The 22929-nt window shown below is 62.3% G+C and carries 13 protein-coding genes and 1 tRNA gene; 9 read left to right on the top strand and 5 right to left on the bottom strand.

Going from position 1 to position 22929, the window contains the following annotated elements:
- Nucleotides 1–3 precede the first annotated feature (3 nt).
- Nucleotides 4–915 (bottom strand): YafY family protein, encoded by a 912-nt coding sequence (locus GDJ97_RS02780; RefSeq protein ID WP_193221284.1) that lies wholly within the window; start codon nt 913–915, stop codon nt 4–6.
- Nucleotides 902–1906 (bottom strand): YafY family protein, encoded by a 1005-nt coding sequence (locus GDJ97_RS02775; RefSeq protein WP_193221283.1) that lies wholly within the window; start codon nt 1904–1906, stop codon nt 902–904. Before GDJ97_RS02775 ends, GDJ97_RS02780 begins: the two co-directional genes overlap by 14 nt.
- Nucleotides 1907–2104: 198 nt before the next feature.
- Here GDJ97_RS02775 and GDJ97_RS02770 point away from each other — a divergent pair, with 198 nt between their 5' ends.
- Together GDJ97_RS02770 and GDJ97_RS02765 are read left to right on the top strand one after the other, a co-directional pair.
- Entirely contained in the window at nt 2105–5221 is a 3117-nt protein-coding gene (locus tag GDJ97_RS02770; RefSeq protein WP_152069685.1) for a M28 family peptidase, read from the top strand.
- A 162-nt stretch (nt 5222–5383) separates the two neighbouring features.
- Nucleotides 5384–5617: a hypothetical protein gene (locus GDJ97_RS02765; protein ID WP_152069684.1), complete on the top strand. Its 234-nt coding sequence runs from the start codon at nt 5384–5386 to the stop codon at nt 5615–5617.
- A gap of 106 nt (nt 5618–5723) precedes the next feature.
- On the opposite strand, the gene GDJ97_RS02760 is transcribed toward GDJ97_RS02765, so the two are convergent.
- Nucleotides 5724–11078, bottom strand: coding sequence for a VaFE repeat-containing surface-anchored protein (locus GDJ97_RS02760; protein ID WP_152069683.1), 5355 nt, complete (start codon nt 11076–11078; stop codon nt 5724–5726).
- Nucleotides 11079–11412: 334 nt separating this feature from the next.
- Between GDJ97_RS02760 and GDJ97_RS02755 the strand changes: the two genes are divergently transcribed.
- From GDJ97_RS02755 to GDJ97_RS02745, 3 genes are all read left to right on the top strand, one after another.
- Nucleotides 11413–11487 (top strand) — tRNA-Gly (locus GDJ97_RS02755).
- A 342-nt stretch (nt 11488–11829) separates the two neighbouring features.
- Nucleotides 11830–13173 (top strand): adenylosuccinate lyase, encoded by a 1344-nt coding sequence (gene purB, locus GDJ97_RS02750; protein WP_152069682.1) that lies wholly within the window; start codon nt 11830–11832, stop codon nt 13171–13173.
- A gap of 519 nt (nt 13174–13692) precedes the next feature.
- Nucleotides 13693–14712 (top strand): hypothetical protein, encoded by a 1020-nt coding sequence (locus GDJ97_RS02745; RefSeq protein WP_152069681.1) that lies wholly within the window; start codon nt 13693–13695, stop codon nt 14710–14712.
- A gap of 229 nt (nt 14713–14941) precedes the next feature.
- Here the strand turns inward: GDJ97_RS02745 and GDJ97_RS02740 are convergent, their stop codons facing one another.
- Nucleotides 14942–16558, bottom strand: a complete 1617-nt coding sequence (locus GDJ97_RS02740; protein ID WP_193221282.1) for a response regulator transcription factor — start codon at nt 16556–16558, stop codon at nt 14942–14944.
- A 122-nt stretch (nt 16559–16680) separates the two neighbouring features.
- Between GDJ97_RS02740 and GDJ97_RS02735 the strand changes: the two genes are divergently transcribed.
- Nucleotides 16681–17508, top strand: a complete 828-nt coding sequence (locus GDJ97_RS02735) for a hypothetical protein (RefSeq protein ID WP_152069679.1) — start codon at nt 16681–16683, stop codon at nt 17506–17508.
- 90 nt (nt 17509–17598) lie between these two features.
- Nucleotides 17599–18189 carry an iron-sulfur cluster assembly scaffold protein gene (locus GDJ97_RS02730; RefSeq protein ID WP_152069678.1) on the top strand — a complete coding sequence of 197 codons (591 nt, stop codon included), beginning with the start codon at nt 17599–17601 and terminating at the stop codon, nt 18187–18189.
- Between the two features lie 120 nt (nt 18190–18309).
- On the opposite strand, the gene GDJ97_RS02725 is transcribed toward GDJ97_RS02730, so the two are convergent.
- Nucleotides 18310–19659 carry a coproporphyrinogen III oxidase family protein gene (locus GDJ97_RS02725; RefSeq protein ID WP_152069677.1) on the bottom strand — a complete coding sequence of 450 codons (1350 nt, stop codon included), beginning with the start codon at nt 19657–19659 and terminating at the stop codon, nt 18310–18312.
- Nucleotides 19660–19924: 265 nt separating this feature from the next.
- Between GDJ97_RS02725 and GDJ97_RS02720 the strand changes: the two genes are divergently transcribed.
- On the top strand, nt 19925–20647 hold the full coding sequence (locus tag GDJ97_RS02720) for a 4Fe-4S binding protein (protein WP_152069676.1): 723 nt from the start codon (nt 19925–19927) through the stop codon (nt 20645–20647).
- Between the two features lie 14 nt (nt 20648–20661).
- Nucleotides 20662–22908 (top strand): aldehyde ferredoxin oxidoreductase, encoded by a 2247-nt coding sequence (locus tag GDJ97_RS02715; RefSeq protein WP_152069675.1) that lies wholly within the window; start codon nt 20662–20664, stop codon nt 22906–22908.
- The last annotated feature ends 21 nt before the right edge of the window (nt 22909–22929 follow it).

The following is a 22929-nucleotide window of genomic DNA, read 5'->3' as shown; positions in this document are numbered from 1 at the left end:
CTTCTACGCGGTGAGAAGGGCGGCGGCGTAGTCGCGCAGCCGCTCCCGCAGCTCCAGCGGAGCTATGATTTGAATTTCGCCCGCACCCTCAAGGACCTGGTCAAAGAGCCATGCCTCGTTCGTGTAGGCAACACTCGCTAAGGCGAGTCCCTCGCGCACGGTAACCACGTCGCCCATGCCGGACCAGTCCCGCATATGGGCGTGGCGCTCGGAGGGAAAGGCGAGCGTGGCAACCTGGCCGTCGCGCTTCAGGCTTTCGGCAAGGCCGGCGCGGTCCCAGGTGTGCCGATTTGCGGAGTCCTCGGTAAAGGAGACCTGGGTTATACGGTCCAAGCGGTAGCGTCGCTGCGCGTCGCGCTCCACGTCCCAGGCGTCGAGGTAGGAGATGCCCGTCTCGACGCGCAGCCGCAGCGGATCGATCGTCCGCGTCGTGGGCGCCGGTTCCCGGTCGGAGCGGTAGACGATGCGGCAGCGGATACCGTCGGCCACCGCTTCGCTCAGGCGCTGGTAATAGGGCCCATAGTGGGTGGTATCCGCCACGCGGGCGTCTCGCGTGGGGGCTATTCCAAGGGGGAGCAACGCATCGGCGACGCGTTGCCGGAGGGTTTCATCCAAGTCGACATCTGTCATGACCTGCGAGAGGATGAGCCCTTCGTCTATGGTCAGGCGAATCGGGGCGAGGTCGGCCGAGTGACCCAGGCGCGTGAGAGTCTCACCGTCGTCCACGACCACGGCCCTCGCACCCGACTCGCGGTTCGCCAGGGAGTTGATGATATCGAGGGCCTCGTCAAGCGCGCCGTCGCGGACGCCAAGTATGCGGCACGCCTCCTCGCGTGCCACGGCGCCGCCCTTGGTGTTCAAAAGGATGAGCAGGTTAATGACGGTATTTGCGCTCTTCTTGCTACTCGCCGGCATGGCACTCCACCACTTCTTTGATAATTCGGTTCCAACTATCCACGAGGGCTGGAGGTTCCAGGCAGCGCATGCCCCTGCGGGCATGGCTGAGGGCAAAGGCGGCCGCCGCATCGAGGTCGCGTACGTGCACGCTCCAACGCCAGAACCCTCCCGCGTCGCGTTCAAGCGTTCCACGCTCGCAGCCGAGCGAGCGAATCTCCTCGGCATTCGTCGTGGCCGGGAAGGAGAACGTTGCGTCTATGTCGTCGCCCATCGCAAGGTCGAAGGGGAGAAAAAGGTATTCATCGAGGTGAAAGCTATCGGGAATCTCGTAGACGTCTTTTGGTTTTGGCTGGTACGCGCGTGCGACGCGGTCGGTTCGAAAGGTTCGGATATCCTGGGCCACATCATCCATGCCCACGAAATAGCAGAGGCCGTTTCTGGTAAAGATGCCGTAGATGAAGACGGTCCGCTTGGTTTCAATGCCTGATCCGTCGCGATATGCAAAGAGCAGTCCCCTTCTGAGTAGATAGGCGCCCCACACCGCATCTAAGACGGCGCTGTTGGAAGGCGTCTGGATCGATTCCGATTCGGTGGCCCCGTCCGCCACCTGGTTCAACCTCCCAGTCGCCATGGCCACTTTGGTGCGCAGCGCGGGAAGGGACCCACGGTAGGGAAGGTCGGTCCGAGCCATCTGATCATCGAGCGCCGCGAGCAGCGCATCCGTGTCGGCAGCGTCGAGGGTGTCGGCGTAGGTGGAGTTATCGTCGATGGTCCAGGAGCTCTGGTCGGAGTTCTTTGCTCCGAGCGGGCGAATCTCGCGCACGTGGATGCCCCGCTCGGCCAGGGCGGCGCGGTCGCGCCGGAACTTGCGCTTATCGGAGTCCTTGTTGGCGGAACCGTAGCCAAGGTCGGAGTCGGATACGATCTCCTCCGTGGTCACCGGCCGCCGCGAGGTGTTAAGCGTGAAGGCCAGGTTCATCATGCGCCATGCATCGTTATCTGAAGCCACGGGCGCTCCTTTCCGCACTCTCGTTCGGTCCATTCTAGCCCATATGGACTTTGCGACAGGGACTGCGCTCTCGGCGGACTTATGCAGCGGAAACGCAAAAGATGCAGGTAGGCCTGAGTAAGGGTATACTTGCGGAATATATGGGCGCACCGCCAAGGCGGGCGTCCGTACTTGTCGAGCATCTGATGTGGAGCCCCTATGGCCAATACCGAAAAGTACCTCAATCACCTGCTGCAAAACACCGGCATCACGCCTGCTTGCAGCGAGGAGGAGCGCGCCGCTTCTGACCTCGTGGCAGATATCTTTCGCTCCCACGGGTTTGAACCTGAGGTACAGGAGTTCACCGCAAACGGCACGCCCAAGGTGGTTCGGGCGATTCTGGGCATCGTGCTCTTTCTCGGTGCCTTCCTCATGGGCTTCAGCGGGGCGCTCGGCGTGTTCGGCTTCCTGTTCGCCGTGGCCGCCGCTGTGGTCTTCGGTTTGGAGCGCGCCGGCCGTATCGATTTCTTCCACCTGGGATCCGGCGGTCTCTCGCAGAACGTGATCGCGCACCATGTGGCGTCCGGCCCCATGGCGTCTCCGCGCAACCGCCCCGTCGTGGTGGTCGCCCATTACGATTCTCCGCGTGCCGACCTGTTTGCGCAGGAGCCGTTTGCCGCGTATCGACCGCTCGTTGCCAAGTTCCTGCCCTACGCCATGATCGTTCCCGCCGCCATCGCGGTCGTGCGCTTGCTGCCGCTGCCCGGCGCCGCAAAAGCGATTCTGTGGGTGCTCGCCATCCTTGCTGCCCTCGTGCCGCTCGCGAACGCCGTGGCCATCATCGCCAACCGTTTCTTCACCCCCTATACCTCGGGTTCCGTGTGCAACAAGTCCTCCGTGGCCGCCATGTTGGGCGTCATGGACGCTGTGGCCCCCTGGGCGCACGGCGAGGAGTTCCCGAACGACGAACCGTTCGAGGCCTATATGGGACGCCAGTCTTCCCTGGCAGCGAGCTTTGCCGTGCCTTCCGCGGATGAGGACGTGGATGCGTTCGGTGGCGAGGATGGTGACATGCTCGGCGCGGAGGTTGCTTCGCCCGAGGAGGTCGCCGACGAGGACGCGGCCGTTCCCGAGGCTGCCGCCCCCGTTGTTGCTCCCGTGCCCACGCCCGCGTCTACGCAGGCTATGGACGGTGTGGGTATCGATGCCGGCTTGGATTCGTTTGGCGGCGCCAACGCCGTAGCGCCGGTGGAAGACGATGCCGCACCCGTTCCCGCTCCAGTTCCCGTTTCATCTGAGGCCGCTTCTGAGGGTAACGAGGTTGTTTCCGAGCCGGCGCAGGAAGATGAGTCGCGCGACGGTTCCGCTCCGGAGACGGAGGAGCCCGTTTTGCCCGAGCCGCAGCCGACCGCCGTGCCGGTGAACGCGCTCGGCAACATTCGCTACGGCTCCGATGTGATTCACTCCCTGGGCATGGTTCCCGTCTCTTGCCGCGTTGTGTACGTGGGGGAGAACGGGACCGACCAGGATTCCTCTGATGACGGCGCTTCCGCGGCGGCGTCCGTTTCCGCAGCGGTGCCCGCCGTTCCGGTTGAGGCCGAGCCCGCTTCCGTTGCGAATGGCGACGCCGTCGAAGAGGAAGCGAATGCCGAGGTCGCTGCGCAAGCAGACGATGCCGCTGTTCCCGCTGTGACCGAGATGGACGAGCAGGTTGTCGCCGCGACCGCGGACGGGCCTGCGACGAGCGAGGCATACACCGATATGCCTGCCGCGGAGGGGGATGCTGCTCCCGCGACAAATGCCGCTCCTACGGCGGAGCCCGCGTCGGAGCAGATGACCCAGGTGACCCCTGGGTCGGAAGAGACCCCTGAGCCGGAAGAGATCCCTGTGCCTCCTGCCGGCGTGATCTATGCCGGCGAGGCGACCCCCGCTCACCTTCTCTATGCCGCCGAGTACGCAGACGCGGTGGATGCCGTGGTCGAGTATGCCGAGCTGGATGACGAGCACGGTGCCGAGGAGCCGTCCGATACGGCTGAGCCTCGCTCCGGTGGGGCGGATGGAGCGGGTGCGGCGCCCGCTGCAGAGGGCGCTGCGCCGACCGACCCGCAAAAGACCGTGTCCGTGACGGTTCCCATCGATCTTGCGGCCGACGAGGATCCCGCGAGCAAGGCGTCTGCGAACGAGGAGGGTACTCCGGAGCCCGCTGCCGAGGCCGATCTCTCCGCAACGGTTGCCATGCCGGCGCAGGACGACCAGGCTACCCAGGCTGTGTCCCAGCCGGCGGAGACCGTTGATTCGCTGATGGCCCAGATCCAGGCGAAGAGCGCTCCCGCACCGCGTCCGCAGCGCTCGCTGAACATTCCGAGCATGGGGAACGGTACCGTTATCCGTCAGATCCCTCCCGTGGTGCCCGATCCTTCGGCATATCAGCAGCCGGTTTCGTCCAATCGCACCGCGCTGTTCGATATTCCCGACCCGGCAACCGCTCCGAGTGATCCCTTTGCCTCATCGGGTCCGATTCCGACCGTGCCCGTTTCCGCGGTGGAAACGCCTACGACGAGCGGGTTCAGCTTGGTCACCCCGGAGGACGCGGCCATGGCTCCCACGAGCGAGCCGAAGCCCCCTGCGCCTGTGACCATCAAGTCCGAAGCCCCGGCGCCCAAGAAGGAACGGCACGCCCTGGGCAAGCTCTTCGGCCGTAAGAAGGATAAACAGGAGAGCATGGGCGAGTGGCTGGGCGTGGGAGACGATTTCGACGCCAAGCGCACCGGCGGCGAGATCGGCAGCTGGGATAACTTCGACTCCGATGACGACTGGAAGGGTGGCGCCACGGGAGCCGAGGGTGTCTCCGAGGACGAGCTACGCGATGCAATCACCAGCATGGGTGATGACGAACTCCTGGGTCACGACATCTGGTTCGTGGCGACCGGCGCTTCCGAGTATGGCAACGCAGGCATGAAGGCCTTCCTTTCCACGCATCGCGAGTATCTGCGCGGCGTGTTCCTCATCAACCTCGAGAGCGTGGGGGCCGGCCGTTTGGCTATGCTTGCCACCGAGGGCGAGAATCGCGTGCTCAAGGGCGATAAGCGCATCATGAAGCTCGTGTCGCGCGTGTCTTCCGCCTTCCATGGCGAGATCGGTGCGGTGGACATGCCGTTCATCGATACCGACGCCCATGCCGCCATGGAGCTCAGTCTGCGCGCCCTGACGCTCGCCGGCATCGACGCCACGCATCTGGCGTGCTCGCACAACGAGGAGGACCAGCCGTTCAATATCGATCCGCGCAACGTGAATCACGTGGCCAACGTGGTGACCGAGGCCATTCGCCGGTCCTAAGGGTCGCGAGGCATCTGGCGTTCAGTGCACTTGCAAGGGGAACGATGATGGGATCGGATCGTATCCGGTCCCATTTTGCTGGCAATCGAGCCAAGTAGCTGCAAGAAGAGACTGGAAAAGCTGTTAGCATGTCGTTTATGGTTCGGGGGTGTGGAGGAAGCGATGGACTTTATCAGACGGCATTGGATTGCCTATCTCATTGCGGCGCTCATCGCGCTCGGGTTGGGCGGACTTGGGGCCTACGTTATCGGCATCAAGGCATCGACGCCATCCGATACGCGTGCTGAGAATATCAAGGCTGAGCAGAAAAACGCCGAGCTCAACACCATGATGGAGAGCGAATCGGAGAGTAGTTCCTCCTCTGGTACGAGCGATTCCGGCTCGACTGCTGAGTGACAATCTGCGCTGGAACGAGATGACCGGGCTTCCATTGCTTGCGATGTGCAGCAATGGAAGCCAGGTCCTTGTTACGTACAGTCTCCTGAGCTGGTTAACCGCGCCGTCACCGTTGACGCATCATCCAGCGCGGTCCCTTCGGGCCTGAACGTTGGCCATGGTGCCGGGTATACCACCCAAGCGCGGTGACCGCTGTGGCGGCCGTGACAAGCAGGGGGACGGCGAGGCGGTTGAACAGACCGGTCTTGGGGAGCGGCGCGGCAACCTCGACGGTCTGGGCTCGATCATCAAGATCTTCATGCTGTGCGACGAGTGAGCCGTCCTCGGTGTAGAGGCGTTCAAACGCGACGACTTTTCGGCCTCCGAGCTTTTGCGCATCGAAGGAGAAGGTAACCGGTACCGTGCCGTCGGGCTGCTCGGGCGTGAAGGCGGCCTCAGCGCTCATCGGCTGCCCGTCGGCGCCCGTAAGGGCGGTATCAACACGCTCGGCCGCATCCTCTGCTACCACGGCGTCGCTTTCGGGCTCAACGTCCGCCTTGTCTCGCCCGCTTGGCCAGTCTTTGGGCAGGAGCTGGAGCGCTCCGATGACGCGGTAGGTTTTCCCGGGCACGAGATTGCGATACGAAACGGTGTCCACCAGCTCAACCGAGGCATTGCTCGCAACGGCGTGCTTGCCATCAAGCGCGGTAAGCGTCGTGTCGATTTCCGGTACTCGCACCGTCTGTTTTTCATCTTCGAGGTCTCGATGCACCGCTACCGTCCTTCCGCCGCGCGTGAGCTCTTCTGCCGCGACGAGCGTCTTTCCGGAGAGCGCTCCGATGAAGATGCGAATCGGCACGCGGATGCTCCCAGAGGGCGCTTGCGCCGTGAAGCGGACTCGCCCATTCGAGAGGAGTTCGACATCCTTCTCCATGTCCTCCTGCAGCTCAACGACCTCTATTTCTGTCAGGTCAAGAGCAGGGAGCACCTCCTTGTTCTCGCTGTCCTTCGCGATGACGCTCGCGGCGAGCTCATAGGTTTCACCCGGGGTAAGTCCCTGGTATTCCACCTCGTCGGCGATGGTCGCGATACCGTCTCGCAGCTCAAGGGACTTGTCCTCGTCTTGGGCATCGCTTGCCTTGGTAGTAATGTCAACAATGCTGACCGTCTGGTTCTCATCGGTGAGATCGCGATGGGCGGCGATGAGCGAATCGGCGCGCCAGAGCTCTTCGAAGGCAACCAGACGCTGCTCAGCGAGCTTGCTGGAATCGAAGGCGAACGTGACGTCCACGGAGCCGTCGGGCTTCTTCGGGGTGAATGAGGTCTTCGCCTTGACCTCCCTGCCGCTGGCGTCCGTCACCGGTTTGCCGGTCTCGGCATTCTTGAGCCTGCCGACGAGTCGATACTCCGTGCCGGGGGTGAGGTTCTCAAAGGCAACGGTGTCGATGAGCTTGGGGTCGCGAGCGGCTTGAACCTCATGTGCGCCGCCGTTATCCGCGAGCGAGGTGCCGATGCGGGGGATGGTCACCGTCTGATCCGCGTCGGTGAGGTCGGCGTGGGAAGTCCAGAGCTTGCCGTCGCGCTCGACCTCTTCAAACGCCACCAAGGTCTTTCCGGCAAAACGCGCCGCATCGAAGGTGAACGTAATCTCCACGGTGCCCGAGCTCTGTTTGGGCGTGAAGCGCTCCTGTGAACGAATGGGCTGGTCGGAGGCATCGAGGGCTGCCTCTCCGGTTGCCGCATCTATGAGCGTCCCCGTTACCGTGTAGAGGTGACCGGGGACGAGACCCTCGTACGAGATACGGTCCACGACCGTGACCTTGCCCGTGGAGGCAAGTTCATGGGAGTCGGTGTCCGCATCGGTCGCGGTGGTGTCTATATGAGGAAGGAGGACTTCCTGATCGCCGCTGCCGATATCCTCATGGGTGGCGAAGGTTACGCCGTTTCGGGCGAGCGTTTGAAAAATAACGAGCGTCTTGCCATCGAGCGCGCGAGCATCGATGTTGAACGGTACCTCGACCTCACCCGTTGACTCCGTAGGCGTGAAAGAGACCGTCGAGACAAGCTCGTTCCCTGCCTCATCGGTCAATGAGCCTGCGTCCTTTCCATCCTCGTGGCGCAGATGCAGGGTGCCGCGCAATTCATAGGTCTGACCGGGAACGAGTCCCTGGTAACGGACCACATCGGTAAAAGAAGCATCCTCAGCTGCACGGGCTGTGTTCGAACCGTCCTCGCCCGAGACCTTGGTCTCAATGCGCGGTACGGTGACCATCTGCTGGTCATCGCGTACGTCCTCGTGCCGGGCGACGGTGGTTCCATTGCGCTTGAGCACCTCGAAGACCACCAGGGTTCGTCCACCGAGTTCCGTAGCGTCAACCTCGATCTCCATGGCGGTATCACCCTGCGAGGAGGTTGCCGTGAACTCCTTCGTTGCCCGTGCGGGGCTTCCGTCGGTCTTGGTTGCCACGCCGTCGTCCCGCCCCTTTTCATCGAGGAGGTGGACGGTTGCCGTGAGTTCGTACACGGCATCTTGGCGAAGACCTGCCCAGGTCACGCGATCGTGCACGGTCGTGGGACCAGCGGGGATGTCGCGCTCGCCGTGCGCTCCGGAGGCCATGGTGTCGAGCGACGCAAAGGTTACCGTCTGCTCGGGATCGCTGTTATCCGCGTGTTCGGCGATGAGGGTTCCGCCAGCATCGTAGAGAAACTCGTGGGCCACGAGCGTGTGACCGGTCAGACTGCGCGCATCAAGGCTGATTTTCTGGCGGACGGTGACGCTGGTTCCCTTGGCATGCACCTCCTGCTGCCAGGTGCGTTCGCTGCCATCCCCGTTCGTGAGATAGGCACCGGCTGTGTCGTCCCAAAGCTTGCAGACAAGCGTATAGGTTGCGCTCTCGGCAAGGTCGCTCAGCTTGACGGTATCAATGAGCTGTAGATTTTCCATCTCAGCGAGCTCTTGGCTGCCATTGCCGTCTCCAAGCTTGGTGGAGATGGACGGCATGGTATCCGTGAGGGTGCCGGCGTCAACGGCGGCTCCGTCGCGTGTCACACTCAGGCGGAAGCGGACGAGCTGGTAGCCCCTATTCGCTTCGCAGCGCAGCTCCTGCACGGTATACGTGTCGTACGGAAGCGCTCCCAGCGCGTTGTCGGGCGCGGCATCCTTGTTGTTCGCAGAGCCGAAGAACCAGGTTCCCGCAGCGGGATCGAGTCCCCGGCTGTCTGTGATGGCAGCCCCATCCGAGGAGAGGAGCGCATCGTTGGCGTTGGTCTTATGCTCGATGCCCTCATCGTCCACGTACGCGGTATGCGGAGTCCATGAGGCGCGTGAGTCGTAGGAGCCGTTCTCATCGGTGACTACCACATGGCGCTCTCCCGTGGAATCGGAGGTGATGAGGAACGCCGTGCGTGGCAAGCGCCGCTGCGCGATCCCGGCAATTTTGTTGAAGTGCAGGTCGCCGCGTTTCACCAGGTTGCCCACACCGGAGGTGTTGCTCTTGCCAGCAAGGTTCATGCTGCCGCACGGACCGGTCACCTCATACAGTTTGTTGTGCTCTCGGATCTCGACGGTCTTCTTCCACGTGGTGTTCAGTTTGTATCCGCGCGGCGGTTTGGTTTCGATGAGCTCGTAGGTGCCGTAGGGTAGCGCCCCGTTTTCGGTTCGCGCCTTGCCCTGAGCGTCGGTTAGCAGGCGGCAGACAACCTCACCGGGTTGGTAGAACACCCCGTTGACCTTCACCATCTTGGTTGAGCGGTTGGTGATGGAGATCTCGGCGCCTTCCAAGGTGGCGCCTCCCTGCGCGGTGGTCGCGTCGGTTTGCACATCGCGTTTCCGGACGAGGATATCGCCTCGGATGGGTTCGTTGGAAACCGGGTTCGCGGTGAGGTCGGCCATCTGACCGTCGTGCTCGATTGTGATGGTCGCCGACCAATCGCGGTTCAGGCGGTATCCGCCCGCCCCGGCGCTCTCGATCACACGGTACGTGCCGTACGGCAAGGCTTTTGCCGAAGTGGCGGCCGTGCCGTGCTCGTCGAGCGTGAGCGTTGCGACCACACCGCCCTGGGGGATGGCCTTGCCGCCGACCATGACGTCTCCCGCGTTGGCGTTCAAGACCTGCAACTTCACGCCGGCAAAGGAGGTGTCTCCCGTGTTGTGATCGTTCTCGCTGTCGGCATCGAGCTTTTGTACGCGGACCCCGCCGCGGATGATCTGCTCGTCATAGTCATTCGCTCGTTCAATCTCGACCACCCCTGTGGCGGGCAAGTCATCTGCGGAGGACTGGTAGATGCGGGGAGTCTCATCGAGGAGATAGCCGGTAGGCGCCTTGGTCTCAACCACGGTGATCTGACCCAGCGGTAGGCCCGTCACCGAGAAGCGCCCCTGGGTATCAGTTCTCGCCTCATGCGTCTTGCCGTTGGCGTCCGTGATGCGGAACACGGCCCCCTCGAGGGTCGCCGCTGCTTGGGCGTTGCCGTGCGTATCGGCGTCACGCTTGCGCAGAGAGAGGTTCACGGCGCCGGGGATATCGGTCAGGGTGACCGCGGTCTGTCCCGTCTTGGTCTGGAACGCGCGCTTCCCGGTATCGAGCACAAAGCCTCGCGGCGCCTTGGTCTCGACGGCGTAATAGTCGGTATTCGGCTTGAGAGACAAGTTCGCTTGGCCATTGCCATCCAAGGTGATGTGTGCCACCTTGGTATTGTTCGACGCGAGGAAGATGTCATATTCGGCGCCGGCCACGCTGTATTCCGTGTTACCGTTGGTGAGTGTGGCGTTCGCGGAGGTCTTGGAGAATGTCACGTCCACGCTCTTCTCCACGGTGACCATGGCCTGCCAGCGGCCGTAGGAGGGATCCGCGCCAGAGCGCCAATAGGTGGTACATCCCTTCTCGGGCGCATGCTCGCCCGCGGTCTTGTAAGCAAGGCCCTCCTGGTACAGGCGCCAGGCGGCGTTCTTGACAGCGGTGTCGGTGATGGAGTTGTATCCGAGCTGCCAGGCACCGTTCCCCTGGTACTGTTTGCCGTCGATCGCGCCGATCACCGTCTGGACGTCCAGTCGCTGGTCTCCGATGGCGAGCCACACGGCGACGGCGGTCGCTGCTTTCGATCGCTTCTCGTCGAGGCCGTAGATCTGGGTAACCACCTCACCGTCGTAGCCGTGGTACATCACGTAGTCGAGCTCAGGGATACCGAGGCTCCCGTAGTAGGCGCAGGAGTCGCCGTTGCGCGGGGCCTTCATGCTCGCCATGGCGCAATATGCCGCGGAGCCGGTGCCGCCGCCCGTTACCTGAAAGAACGAGGGAGTCACGGCTCCGACAGAGGTGAATTCGGTGAGGCACTCGTCCGACTGGATGACGATGGCGTCAACGGCAGCACGTGCCGAGAGCGGACGCAAGGCCGAGAGCGCCGCCAGCGCGGTTAAGAGGATAATCACCGCTATCACGATCGGCATGGGCGGGGGTACGTTCGATCTTCGATTGCGTGTCATGGCGTCACTCCCTTCGACGGCGTTCTCGGGAAGGCGAGCGTACCGTGGGGAATCTGAACCAGATTACGGTTGAGCTTCCAAATGTCTGAAGGAGATACCGGGGCAATCTTCCAAAAAGCTGAACGGAGCTGGTAGGAGTCGGTGTTGCATCGGTGGGTTTCAAGGCAAAGGGGTGTCAATCTGCACAAAGTACCCAGGAGAAGAACACAAGTTTGGTTGCGATGCCCTTCGGCTCCGGTGCCCGCGAATTTCAGCCGATTCCAGCTGACACCTTGTTCCACGAAAACGCCCACGGTATACTGAACGCTGCGCTGGTTCGCCCAGCGAGATATATGCGGGTATCGCCAAGTGGTAAGGCATCAGCTTCCCAAGCTGACATTCGCGGGTTCGAGTCCCGTTACCCGCTCCAAGAAAAGCAGCAGGTCAGAGGTGGTAAAGCCTCTGACCTGCTTTCTTTTCCGAGGAATGTGCGCCATGAATGTGCACCAAATGTGAGCCAAACTCGCACGGAAAGCTGTTCGGGATTCATCTCCCAGGCCAGCGCCGGGGTCCGTTCGGGCCTATCGCACCGACCCTGCTGGGAAGGAAAGTTGCTTGCCCATGCCTGCTTGTGTGGCCACCAACGCTTGTGTGCGAAAAGGCGCAACAGGTGCGCACGCGTTTCATCGCACCGTCATCGGAAATTTGAGTGAAACGCACCCATCTTTGTACAATGAACCTATCTGCCCTGCGTCCACGTAAAGGAGCCTGCATGATCGATCGATATACCCGCCCCGAGATGGGTCACATCTTCTCGCTCGAGAACAAGTACGCCGTCTGGCAGGAGATCGAGGTGCTCGCCTGCGAGGCTCAGGCGGAGCTCGGCAAGAGTGGCATCACCAAGGAAGAGGCCGCCTGGATCCGCGAACACGCCAAGTTCAACAAGGCCGAGGTCGACGAGATCGAGGCCGTGACCAACCACGATGTCATCGCCTTCCTTACCAACATGGGCAGCTACATCGATGCCGAGGTGCCGGAGGGCGAACCGAAGCCCAGCCGTTGGGTCCACTACGGCATGACCTCCTCCGACCTTGGCGACACCGCGCTCTGCTACCAGCTCACGCAGGCCTGCGACCTCATCATCGAAGATGTGAAGAAGCTCGTCGAGATCTGCAAACGCCGTGCCTTCGAGGAGCGCAACACCCTCTGCGTCGGCCGCACGCACGGCATCCATGCCGAGCCCATGACCTTTGGTATGAAGTTCGGCAGCTGGGCCTGGGAACTCAAGCGCGACCTCGACCGTCTGGTGGACGCGCGCAAGAATGTGGCTTTCGGTGCCATTTCCGGCGCGGTGGGTACCTACAGTTCCATCGACCCGTTCGTGGAGGAGTACGTCTGCGAGCACTTGGGCCTCGTGCACGACCCGCTGTCCACGCAGGTTATCTCCCGCGACCACCATGCCTACCTGGCCGGCGTCCTCGCCACTACGGCCGCGACTTGCGAGCGCATCGCTACCGAGGTACGCAACCTTCAGAAGACCGACACCCTAGAGGCCGAGGAGCCGTTCAAGAAGGGCCAGAAGGGCAGCTCTGCCATGCCGCACAAGCGCAACCCCATCACCATGGAGAAGGTCTGCGGCCTCTCCCGCGTGGTGAAGGCGAACGCGCAGGTTGCCTTCGACAATGTGGCGCTGTGGCACGAGCGCGACATCTCGCATTCCTCCGCCGAGCGTGTGGCGCAGGCTGACAGCTTCATCGCGCTGGACCACATGTTCCAGTGCCTGCTGCGCGTGATCGACGGGCTGATCCTCTATCCCAAGCAGATGGAGGCCAACCTCAACAAGACGCGCGGTCTGGTGTTCTCGTCTAAGGTGCTGCTGGCACTCGTGGACACGGGCATCACGCGCGAGGACGCCTACAAGATCGTGCAGGAGAACGCCATGGCCACCTGGCGCGAGGTGCAGCAGTGCGAGCCGGGCACGACCCTCAAGGAGAAGCTCGAGGCCGATCCGCGCTGCACCATTCCGGCTGAGAAGCTGGACGAGATCTTTGACCCCTGGGACTTCCTCACCCGCATCGACACGGTGTTCGACCGCCTGGAGCAGCTGGAGTTCTAACTCCTTGGCCGTTGGCCCAGTCTGCTTCCGATGGCGAGGTCGTTGCTAAGCAAAGCGTCCGGAGCCCCGGTTGCTAAGCAAAGCGTCCACCAAGAGGAATTTGCTAAGCATCTTTGCCACGAAACCCTCGTTTCCGGGGTCTTGCCGGCAGATATGCTTAGCAAAAGACTGGTGGTGGAAGATCTGCTTTGCAACGCAACGCGGCTCGATGCCCCCCGCGTTGGCGGTGATACCGGACCCGCCCCGTGCTCATCATATAAAGAGCATGGGGCGGTTCGGCGAACGGCTGACCTGCTTGGTCTCTCCATAACCGCTCATGTCGATTGTATGGACGGGCCGGCTGTTCTTCGGAGCGTCGGCGAGAATGGCGCGCATTGGAGCGGCGGCGTCGTGTTTACCGTGAGTTCCGTGGAAGAAAAATCGTAATCCCTGTCAGATTCCATTAAGACCGCTCACCTTCTCGGGGAGCGAAAACAAGGGGTCTGAGCTAGCGTAATCTTCAAAAAGGAGGTTGCGCATATGGAGGGACGACAAACTGCAGCACGCGCGCGAGCGGAGCTTCTCCTCAATGAGTCGGAGAAACAAGGAGGCTGTTTAGCGCCGGCATCTTCCGCTGACCGACGAGTCTTGCAGCGTCTCTGCAAGGATGAAATCGTTGAGCCGGTACCCGGGGTCTTTGCGCGTCGCTCGCGCTGGCAGACGCTTCCCGCAGAAGAGCGGATGCTCGGCGTAATGAGAGGTCTCGCCGAGAGGCATCCAGCCTGGATCTTCTGCGGTTCGAGCGCTGCGTTGATTCACGGCCTTGACGTTCCGTATTCCCTGCTTCATTCCATTCACGTTCAAGCGCCCGGGCATGCCGGAAGGATGCCCGAACACCCCGTCAGCTTCCATTCGTACCGGAATGTCGAAGCGGAGTGCGCACAGGGAATGATGGTTACGCCGTTCTGGCGCACGGTATGCGACTGCCTGCTGACCGCACCTTTTTCAGAAGCCTTGGCAGTTGCCGATTCAGCAGCTCGCCTGCAGGGGTTGGACCGGGATGAGTTCGTGAGTCGGGTCATGAAGGAGACGATTCGTCGTCACGGTCGAGCGGGGGCGCTTCATACGGCGGAGTGGGTCGACCCGCGCGCGGAGAACGGCGGGGAATCTCGCGTCCGAGCCTATCTGATAGAAAATGGATATGAGCTGCCGGAATTGCAGGTCGAACTCAGGGATCCGGTTGACCGGCACCGGGTGTATCGGGTTGACTTCTTCTGGAAGATCAAAAGGGCTGGTAACAAGGTGGACAAAGTCATCGGGGAGTTCGATGGACTCGGTAAGTACGGTCGAGGCGGCGTGCTTGCGAACGGACTTGAGGCCCGTAAGCTCATCGATGAACGACAGCGGGAATCGCACTTGACGCTTCTCGGCTTTCCGGTGCTGCGCTTTACCTTTCACGATTTGGTAGCACCGGGATGGTTGGAGCACCTTCTGGCCTCCGTTGGACTGCACCCCGGGGCACGTCGCTCAGTTGATCGGCCGCTAAAGGGACGCTGCTAAGCAAACCTGTCGGCAGGAGGGGGCGGTTGCTAAGCACATCTTCCAGTAACAGGAGGTTGCTAAGCAAACCTGCCAGCAAAGCCTCGAAAACAGGGTCTTCGTGGCAAATCCGCTTAGCAAAAGCCCGATAGTGGCAAATCTGCTTAGCAAAAGCCCGATAGTGGCAAATCCGCTTAGCAACCGCCTTGGGGCGGTGGTGGGAAGCCGGCTCCCAACCACCCCAAGGGCGCTATCGTCCGTACTTGGTGATGTAGTCGAGGATCTCTTGGCGCGAATGCAGGTCGGTCTTCTCATAGATGCGCTTGATGTGCGTGTGCACGGTGTTCGTGGAGAGCTGCAGCTCCTCGCTTACGCGGGCCTGGGTGTGGCCCAGCGCGTAGAGGGTGAGTACCTCGACCTCGCGTCCGGTAAGGCCGAAGAGCCGGCCCATCTCCATAACGGACTGGGCGATGTGCACGTCCGGGGTCTTGCTGCTCATAGAAATGTTCTCCTGGGGAGAGATGGCGAGCATGCCCATAAGCGGCTCGTGGTGCACCTCCTCCGTCGGGGTGCCCTCGGTACCAGCACCCGAGGTAGCTTGCGCCGCAGCCTGGGCAGCGGCTTGTTCCTCCGAGGGCGAGGCAAGGAGTCGGGTGAAGACAACCTGCGCGCCGATCAGCACGAAGAAGCTCATGATGGCGATAATCACGCCGGTATTCGTGGGGAACATGGCGGTCAGCAGCGAGTCGACGCGCATGCCGAGGATGGCAAGCAGGTTCATGGCGAGCCACGCGGCGCTGGCGTAGTAGTACGGGTCGCGCCAGCCAAAGCTGGTAAAGGCCACGGTCATGTACCAGATAAACGCCTGCAGCACGAGCGCTGCGGCCATGAAGAATGCGCCTCCCATGCTGGCGTTGACAGGCCATGCGGCAAAACAGATGGCGCCCGCGCCAAGCAGCAGCTGCATCATCACCCAGATGCTCGTGGTGAGCGCCCACATGCGCGAGGCCAGGGCAAAGCGAACCCAGAGCGCAGAGACCACGCAGACGCAGGCGAGCACAAGGCCGCGCGGCAGCACGTCGAGGTAGATGGCCGGTCCAGCAGGGAAGCCGCGTCCCATGCCGAGCGGGATGGAGATGAACCACACGCCCATGGCGGCAACCGCCAGAAAGCTGCGGTTGGAGAAACGGTTTTCGTCGGTCCCAAAGTAGCTTTCAGAGACGGCGGGGAATTGGTCGCTCGGCACACCGAGTTTGCGGGAGCGGTTCACCGCGGCGAATTGCATGAACATGAGCGCCACGGAGAAAGCGAGACGTGTCGGCAGCGGCGCGAGGGAACAGATAAAGGTGAGCAGCTCGGAGATGGCAAGCGCCGAGAACACTACCATCACGACGGCTTGGGCCGAGGTGCCGCGCAGCTTGCGGAGCCAGTAGAACTGCACGATCACCGCGCCCAGCGCAATCGCCCCCTGAAAGAGCAGCTCCGCGGCAGTAGGGAAACTCGCTTGGGTAAGGTCGGCAAAGGCGAGCGCTAGGGCCGAGAGACCCGCCAGATGAATGGAAAGGAAGACGGAAAGCGAGATGGCCCGCTTGGAGAAGCGCTTGACTACGAGCGTTGCGATGAAGAGCGCGCCGACGGGGATGCAGGCGGCGACCATCGCCCATCCGCCAAAGGTGGAGATGCCGGTGGTGGCGTGCGCCTGCTGAACGATGATATTCGAGGCCGTGGAAGCCATAGCGAGGCCGGTGATAGAGGGAAGCAAGATGCCGTAGTTCTCGAGGGTAAGGGGTGGCATGGTGGGGTCGGCGCCTGATGCCTCGGGAGCGTCCGCGCCTGCGCCGGATCGCCTATCCAAAGCATCGCCCATGCTTCTACCTCCCCTTTTGTCGTCCGTACCCTCAACTAGGTGATACGTTAGTATACCTTGTACTACACTGTGGACACAGAATCGAGACCTACGCAAAACGTATGAATGCAAAGGGGGAGAGCATGGCAGACAAGAGCACATCGACGGCGGACGAAGAAGCGCCCGTTGTCGAGGAGGACCAGGCCGTGTCGATAGCGGATGAGCCCGAGTCCGATGTCGGTGCCGTGGAAGGAGAGGCGGCTGCCAAACCCGAGCTCACAGACGAGGAGCGGGCGGAGATTCACGCTGCGAACGCCCTCACCCGCGCGCGGGACGCAGCGCTCACCGATATGCGTCAGCGGAGCTACGAGGGCAAGCTCACCACGCCTGCCCGCTGGAAGAAGCTCGCGGTGGCACCCGCGGGCATGTCTGTCGATGACTTCGCTGAGGGCCTGCTCGAGTTCATCGAGGCGTCCCCGCACGCCGAGGACACGCCCGCCATCGGCCGCATGGAGGCGCCCAAGCCGCTCGACGTGCAGCTTGAGGGCCAGGAGATTGACGAGGACGAGCTTCTGCCCGCGCTCGACGTGTCCGATGTGGTCCTGCTGTACGGCAAGAAGGGCACCTACCTCTACTCCAAGCCGCTGCTCTCGCACAGCTTCGCGCATGCCCTCTTCCTCACCACGGAGGATGACGAACTGGCCACGTTCGTTGACGTGGTGCGGAGCGAGTCGCGCACCTATCCGCGCCCGGTGGCGATCGACCAGTTCATGAACCCGCCCTACCTGTGGGATCCGGCTAAGACGCTCAAGCTCTTCGAGCAGGTTCAAGCTGATGGGGCCTTCAAGGACATCGAGCGCTGCTCCTCGAGCAATGGTAAGGTGCATTTCTACTCAACGTTGTACCTGAGCGCGGCCCAGGCGCGCTCGCTTGCCGAGTGGTACGAGGTCGAGAAGCTTGCCAATCCATAACCGGGAACGGGGTGCGGCCACGTTCGTTTGACGAAGCCGACGAAACCGCCCACCCCTGCACCCGCCGCCATTGAATGAGAGGGGAGATTTATGGCGCGCGTTCATCTCAAGGAGGACACGCCGTTCCTTCGCACGCCCGATATGTACCAGATCGAGAACGACGCTCCGATTACCGAGTATTCGGAGAAGTCGCTCGACCTGATTGCCGATGCCCGCAACTCCGGTATTCCGGATGGTGCCAACGCTTTCTGCAGCGTGGGGCGCGAGAAGCGCGGCACGGTGCAGATGCAGCTCTTCGCCGTCATCGATCCCGAGACGGAGACCTTTGGGGCGGTGGGTTTCCGGAGCCACGGATGCCTGGCGGCCATCGCATGTGCCGCCGCGATCTCGCAGATGCTGCCGGGGATGACTATCGACGAAGCGCTGGAAATCGACCAGAAGACGGTCTCGGACGCGGTGGACGGCGTGCCCAACGGCCGCGCTTACACCCTGCTCTTTGCCGTGGAGGCCATCAAAGCCCTGGTGGGCGACTTTTTCCTCCGTGTGAAGGGCTACAACCTGGCGCAGCTCAACGAGCGCGTGACCTGCCAGAATATGTGCGTGGACTGTCTGCTCACCGAGAATTGCTCGCTGCGTGACGAACGCGTGGATCAGGAGATGCGCGAGGTCGGCGAGATCTAGCCACCCGTTTCCACGCTCTACAACAAGGGCCCGGCTCGATTCGCTGTGCGCTGAATCGAGCCGGGCCCTTTCTTAACCAGTCGCTACGCGTGGCCGTAGCACGCTGCGCGATCTGCGCGGTTACTCCGCGTCGGCGGCTTTCGCGGCGGCAACCTGCTTGGCGGCGGAATTCGCGAACCAGGTGCGCTCCTCATCCGGCAGCAGAGTGCGTAGACGGTCGCGTTCGGTGTTCATGCCGATGAAGATCTGGCGCATCATCACGAGCACCAGGTAGCGGCCCTTGCGCGTGAGGGTGAGCTCGTCGGCGTTGTTCTTGTCGAAGGCGCCGTTTGCGGCCAGGTAGCCGTACTCAACCGGCATGTCGTACTGGATGTACTTGCCGTAGTCGCGGCGCCAGGCCTGGTTGTCCAGGCGCAGGCCGAAGAGCTCGCGGCCCATGCGGTAGCGCTTCTCGTTGGCGCGGCCCATGTCGATCTTGTTCGCCACGCTCATATGGCCTTCCTCGATGCGACGGCAATAGCCGTCGAGCGAGGAGTCGTTGTTGTAGATTTCGCTGCCCATGAAGGAGTAGCCGCCGCAACCGGCCGCAACGAATTCGCCGTAGTCGACCACGTACTCGTCGATCATGGCGTTCTTGTCCTTGGCGAAGGTGTAGACGTCGGTGGCGTAGAAGCCGGCACCGCCCTGCTCCTCCGGTGCCGTCATGGTGTCGAAGATGGTGTTGTAGAGCTCGCGCTCGCGCACGTAGTCCACCTGGCCGTGGAAGCAGGTCTGCATGAGCTTCTCGGAGCCCGGCGAGGCCATGAGCGGGTAGTAGGTGATCTGGTTGGCGCCGGTGGTCTTGAAGACCTCGATGTCATGCAAGATCATCTCAGGCGTCTGGCCGGGGAAGTTGAAGATCATGTCCACGTTGAACGTCTGGAACATGTCGTGAACGTTCTGGATGCGCTCTACGATCTCCTCGGCGCTGCCGTACTTGTTGTAGCGGTCCATGCGCTTGAGCAGCGTGTTGTCGAAGCTCTGCACGCCCACCGAGAAGCGCTGCACCATGTGGGAGAGGCGCTCCAGGCGCTCGCGGTCCAGGTGCGGCGGGTTGGTCTCGCTGGAGACCTCGGTGATAGTGGGGAACAGTTCGCGCATGTAGTCGATGGTGCGCTCCAGCTCATCCATCATGATGGTGGGCGTGCCGCCGCCGATGTATGCCGAGGGCGGCTGGTAGCCCAGATCGTGGATGGCCTTCAGTTCCTGGCGCAAGGCTTTGAAGTAGCGGCGGCCGAGCTCCTCCTTAAACGGGAAGCGTGTGAACGAGCAATATGGGCATAGCACATCGCAGAACGGGATGTGTACGTAGAGCATGTACGTATGGCCATCTTTGGGCGCAGGAAGCATGTCCGCGGTCTCGGTCTTGGAGCGGAAGAGCTGGACGGCGCCGGCGCCGATGGTTTTGGAGAGCAAACGCTCAGAAAGCATGGGGACCCCTCTCGATTCGACGCCCGACAGTGTAGCACCGACAAGCCTTGCAGCTCAAAAGAGAAGGGTACCCTGTTATAGGTGACACGTCTGAGCTGTGGAAACGCGATAAGGAACAAAGTTACCCACAAGGAGGGGACGAACTCCCCGCGCCGTGTCCCACAATAGCTCGTGGAGTATTCGGTGCGTGCCGCCTGCGCGCCGATCCATCGGTACGGCGAGTCATCCCAAGACTCGTCGCGAAGCAATGCAAGGGGAGGGAACTATGAAAGAGAACACCGCTTTGGAGCATGTCGGCTCCGGCGCGGATCGCCTCGACACCTTCTTTACCCGTCGCGGGTTCGTGAAGGTCTCGAGCGCGTTCGTCGCCAGCATGGTGGCTCTCGGGCTGCTGCCCGACTCCGCCGCGGCGGCTCCCACCAGCTCGAAGGGCAAGGTCGACTACTACGCGACCCCGTCCCACGTGCTGAAGGTGAACCGTGCGAGGTGCACCGGCTGCCAGCGCTGCGAGATGAGCTGCACGCTCAAGAACGACGGCGTGTCGCAGCCCGCAGCTGCTCGTATCCACGTGAACGACGGCTTCTATTATGGTTCGGAGCTCGGCTCGGGCGACGGCATCTACTACTCTATGGAGTGGATGGTCCGTACCTGCCACATGTGCACCACCGCACTGTGCCAGACCTCGTGCCCGCAGGCTGCCATCCTCACGGATGACAACGGCGTCCGTTCCGTGGACCCGGACAAGTGCGTGGGTTGCGGCACCTGCGTCGCTGCCTGCCCGTGGCACATGCCCGTCGTCAACACCGTTACGAAGAAGTCCACCAAGTGCATCGCCTGCGGTCGCTGCGCAGACCAGTGCCCGAACGGCGCGCTCGAGCTTGTCAAGTGGGAGAACGTCAACCACTCCTCCGGCCCGACCCGCCAGGCGAACCCCGAGCAGCTCGTCACCGAGAAGCAGGACTTCATCGCCGGCGGCAAGATCGCGTAGGGGAGGAGAGGTAAATGGCAGAAACCACGTACGGTTGGGCGGGTCAGATCGCTCGCGTCAACCTGAGCACGGGTGACATCACCGAGGTCGACGACACCGATATGCAGAAGGATTACATCGGTGGCATGGGCTTCGCGAACAAGATCATGTACGACGAGGTGCCCGCCGGCACGGACTGGATGGACGAGGAGAACAAGGCGGTTCTCGCAGTCGGTCCTCTGACCGGTTCCGGCGTGCCTCTGGGTGGCCGCTCCACCTGGGCGACGCTGTCCACCTACACCAAGGACCACCTGGTCGTCGACTGCCACTGCGGCGGTCAGCTGGGCGCCAAGCTCAAGTTCTCGGGCCACGACGGCCTGATCATCGAGGGCAAGGCCGACAGCCCGGTCTACATCCTGATCGATGACGACAAGGTCTCGATCGAGGACGCCTCCGCCGTGTGGGGCAAGGGTACGCGTGAGACCACCGAGGCCCTGTGCAAGAAGCACGGCCTGGATTGCTGCGTTGCCGCTATCGGCCCCGCCGGTGAGAACCTGCTGCCCTACGCCTGCGTCATCAACACCCGTTCGCACTCCGCGGGCGCCGGTCTGGGCGCGGTGCTCGGCTCCAAGAAGGTCAAGGCCGTGGTCGTGCGCGGCACCAAGCCGGTCAACGTCAAGAACCCGCAGATGGTCGCCGACCTGTCCGACTACATGATCGCTCAGGTCCTGGGTTCCAACAACAACCACGTCGTGCCGAGCACCCAGCAGTCCTGGGCCGAGTACTACGACAAGGGTTCGCGTTGGACCTCCAAGAAGGGCCTCTACTGGGCTGCCGCCGAGGGCGGTCCCATCGAGACCGGCGAGCCCAAGCCGTTCGAGCCGAACACCATGGGCTATCGCTGCATGAAGTCCACCAAGGACCTCGGCCCCGAGGCTGAGAAGTACACCGTCAAGATGGCCGGTTGCCACGGCTGCCCCGTGCGCTGCTACGCCCAGGTCAAGCACCCCGTCGTGCTTGAGAAGACGGGTTACGAGTCCATGGGCAACACCTGCGTGCCCAACTTCCCGTTCTCCGCGTACATGCAGGGCATGATGAAGGTCCCCGGCACCACCGACGAAAGCGGTAAGCTTACCGAGCAGTCCGTGGTGTACAACCTGCTCATCCAGGCCACCGTGGATGACCTCGGTCTGTGGTGCAACTACGCTCAGCTCTACCGCGATATCGCCCACACCTATGTGGACGGCATCCTGGAGCGCGAGCTGGGCGACCAGTTCCCCGAGTACGGCTTCGACAAGATCATGGCCGGCGACGCCACGCCGTTCATCAAGATCCTCTCCGACATCGCCTCCAACGACACCGACAACAAGCCCATCGCGTGGCTCGGTCACGGTCCGTTCGTGTGGTGCGACAAGGATCACTGGAACGACATGGAGTGGTTCGACGACAAGCGCAGCTGCCTGATCAACTACCGCGGCTGGCCCGTGCACCACGCCATCGAGTGCTTCAGCCAGGTGGGCGGCCTGTACAACATGTGGTTCAACCGCGACGACATGATTCACTCCGCGGTGAACTTCCAGGGCTGCGGCCTGCCCATCGAGCTTAAGAAGGACATGGCCAAGGAGGTCTGGGGCAGCGCCGATGCGGTTGACCCGGACAAGAACTATACCCCGATGAACGAGGCCAAGGCCGAGTTCGCCTGGTGGTGCCTGGTTACCGATGTCCTGCACGACTCCCTCACCCTGTGCAACTGGGTGTGGCCGATGACCATGGCCCCCGCCAAGGAGCGCAGCTACCGTGGCGACCTGGACCTCGAGGCCCAGTTCTACACCGCGGTGACCGGTATCGAGGTCACGATCGACGACCTGTACAAGGCCGGCGAGCGCATCATGACGCTGCAGCGCTGCAACACCGTCCGCGGCATGACCGACAAGGATGGCAAGAAGGGCTGCAACGACATGCGCGGCGTCCACGACGTCATCACCGAGTGGCCGTTCAGCAAGGACCCGGACATCGCGCCCTTCACCCCTGGTACGGACAAGATGGAGCACAAGGACTTCAAGAAGGCCCTGACCATGCTCTACAAGCGCTTCGGTTACGACGAGAAGCTCGGCTGCCCCACCAAGGAGTGCCTGGAGGATCTGGGTCTGACCGATCAGGCCAAGGACCTCGAGAAGCTCGGCCTGCTGACCGAAGGCGGCGCCAAGTACGAAGACCGTACGCGCAAGTACGATCACATCCTCGAGAAGTACTGCGGCGACAACCCGGCGCTCAACGCCTAGAGATCTCGAGAGGAGTAGACA

The organism is Collinsella sp. AK_207A (assembly GCF_902501965.1).
GTDB lineage: Bacteria > Actinomycetota > Coriobacteriia > Coriobacteriales > Coriobacteriaceae > Collinsella.
Note: the sequence above shows the minus strand (reverse complement) of the source record. Positions and strands in the feature narration are given on the sequence as shown.

What these genes read in the sequence shown, in the direction of transcription:
- GDJ97_RS02730 (WP_152069678.1), top strand. Translation starts at nt 17,599, where the DNA reads ATGGCGCGCGTTCATCTCAAGGAGGACACGCCGTTCCTTCGCACGCCC.
- GDJ97_RS02725 (WP_152069677.1), bottom strand. Translation starts at nt 19,659, where the DNA reads ATGCTTTCTGAGCGTTTGCTCTCCAAAACCATCGGCGCCGGCGCCGTC.
- GDJ97_RS02760 (WP_152069683.1), bottom strand. Translation starts at nt 11,078, where the DNA reads ATGACACGCAATCGAAGATCGAACGTACCCCCGCCCATGCCGATCGTG.
- GDJ97_RS02770 (WP_152069685.1), top strand. Translation starts at nt 2,105, where the DNA reads ATGGCCAATACCGAAAAGTACCTCAATCACCTGCTGCAAAACACCGGC.
- GDJ97_RS02740 (WP_193221282.1), bottom strand. Translation starts at nt 16,558, where the DNA reads ATGGGCGATGCTTTGGATAGGCGATCCGGCGCAGGCGCGGACGCTCCC.
- GDJ97_RS02715 (WP_152069675.1), top strand. Translation starts at nt 20,662, where the DNA reads ATGGCAGAAACCACGTACGGTTGGGCGGGTCAGATCGCTCGCGTCAAC.
- GDJ97_RS02720 (WP_152069676.1), top strand. Translation starts at nt 19,925, where the DNA reads ATGAAAGAGAACACCGCTTTGGAGCATGTCGGCTCCGGCGCGGATCGC.
- GDJ97_RS02780 (WP_193221284.1), bottom strand. Translation starts at nt 915, where the DNA reads ATGCCGGCGAGTAGCAAGAAGAGCGCAAATACCGTCATTAACCTGCTC.
- purB (WP_152069682.1), top strand. Translation starts at nt 11,830, where the DNA reads ATGATCGATCGATATACCCGCCCCGAGATGGGTCACATCTTCTCGCTC.
- GDJ97_RS02765 (WP_152069684.1), top strand. Translation starts at nt 5,384, where the DNA reads ATGGACTTTATCAGACGGCATTGGATTGCCTATCTCATTGCGGCGCTC.
- GDJ97_RS02745 (WP_152069681.1), top strand. Translation starts at nt 13,693, where the DNA reads ATGGAGGGACGACAAACTGCAGCACGCGCGCGAGCGGAGCTTCTCCTC.
- GDJ97_RS02735 (WP_152069679.1), top strand. Translation starts at nt 16,681, where the DNA reads ATGGCAGACAAGAGCACATCGACGGCGGACGAAGAAGCGCCCGTTGTC.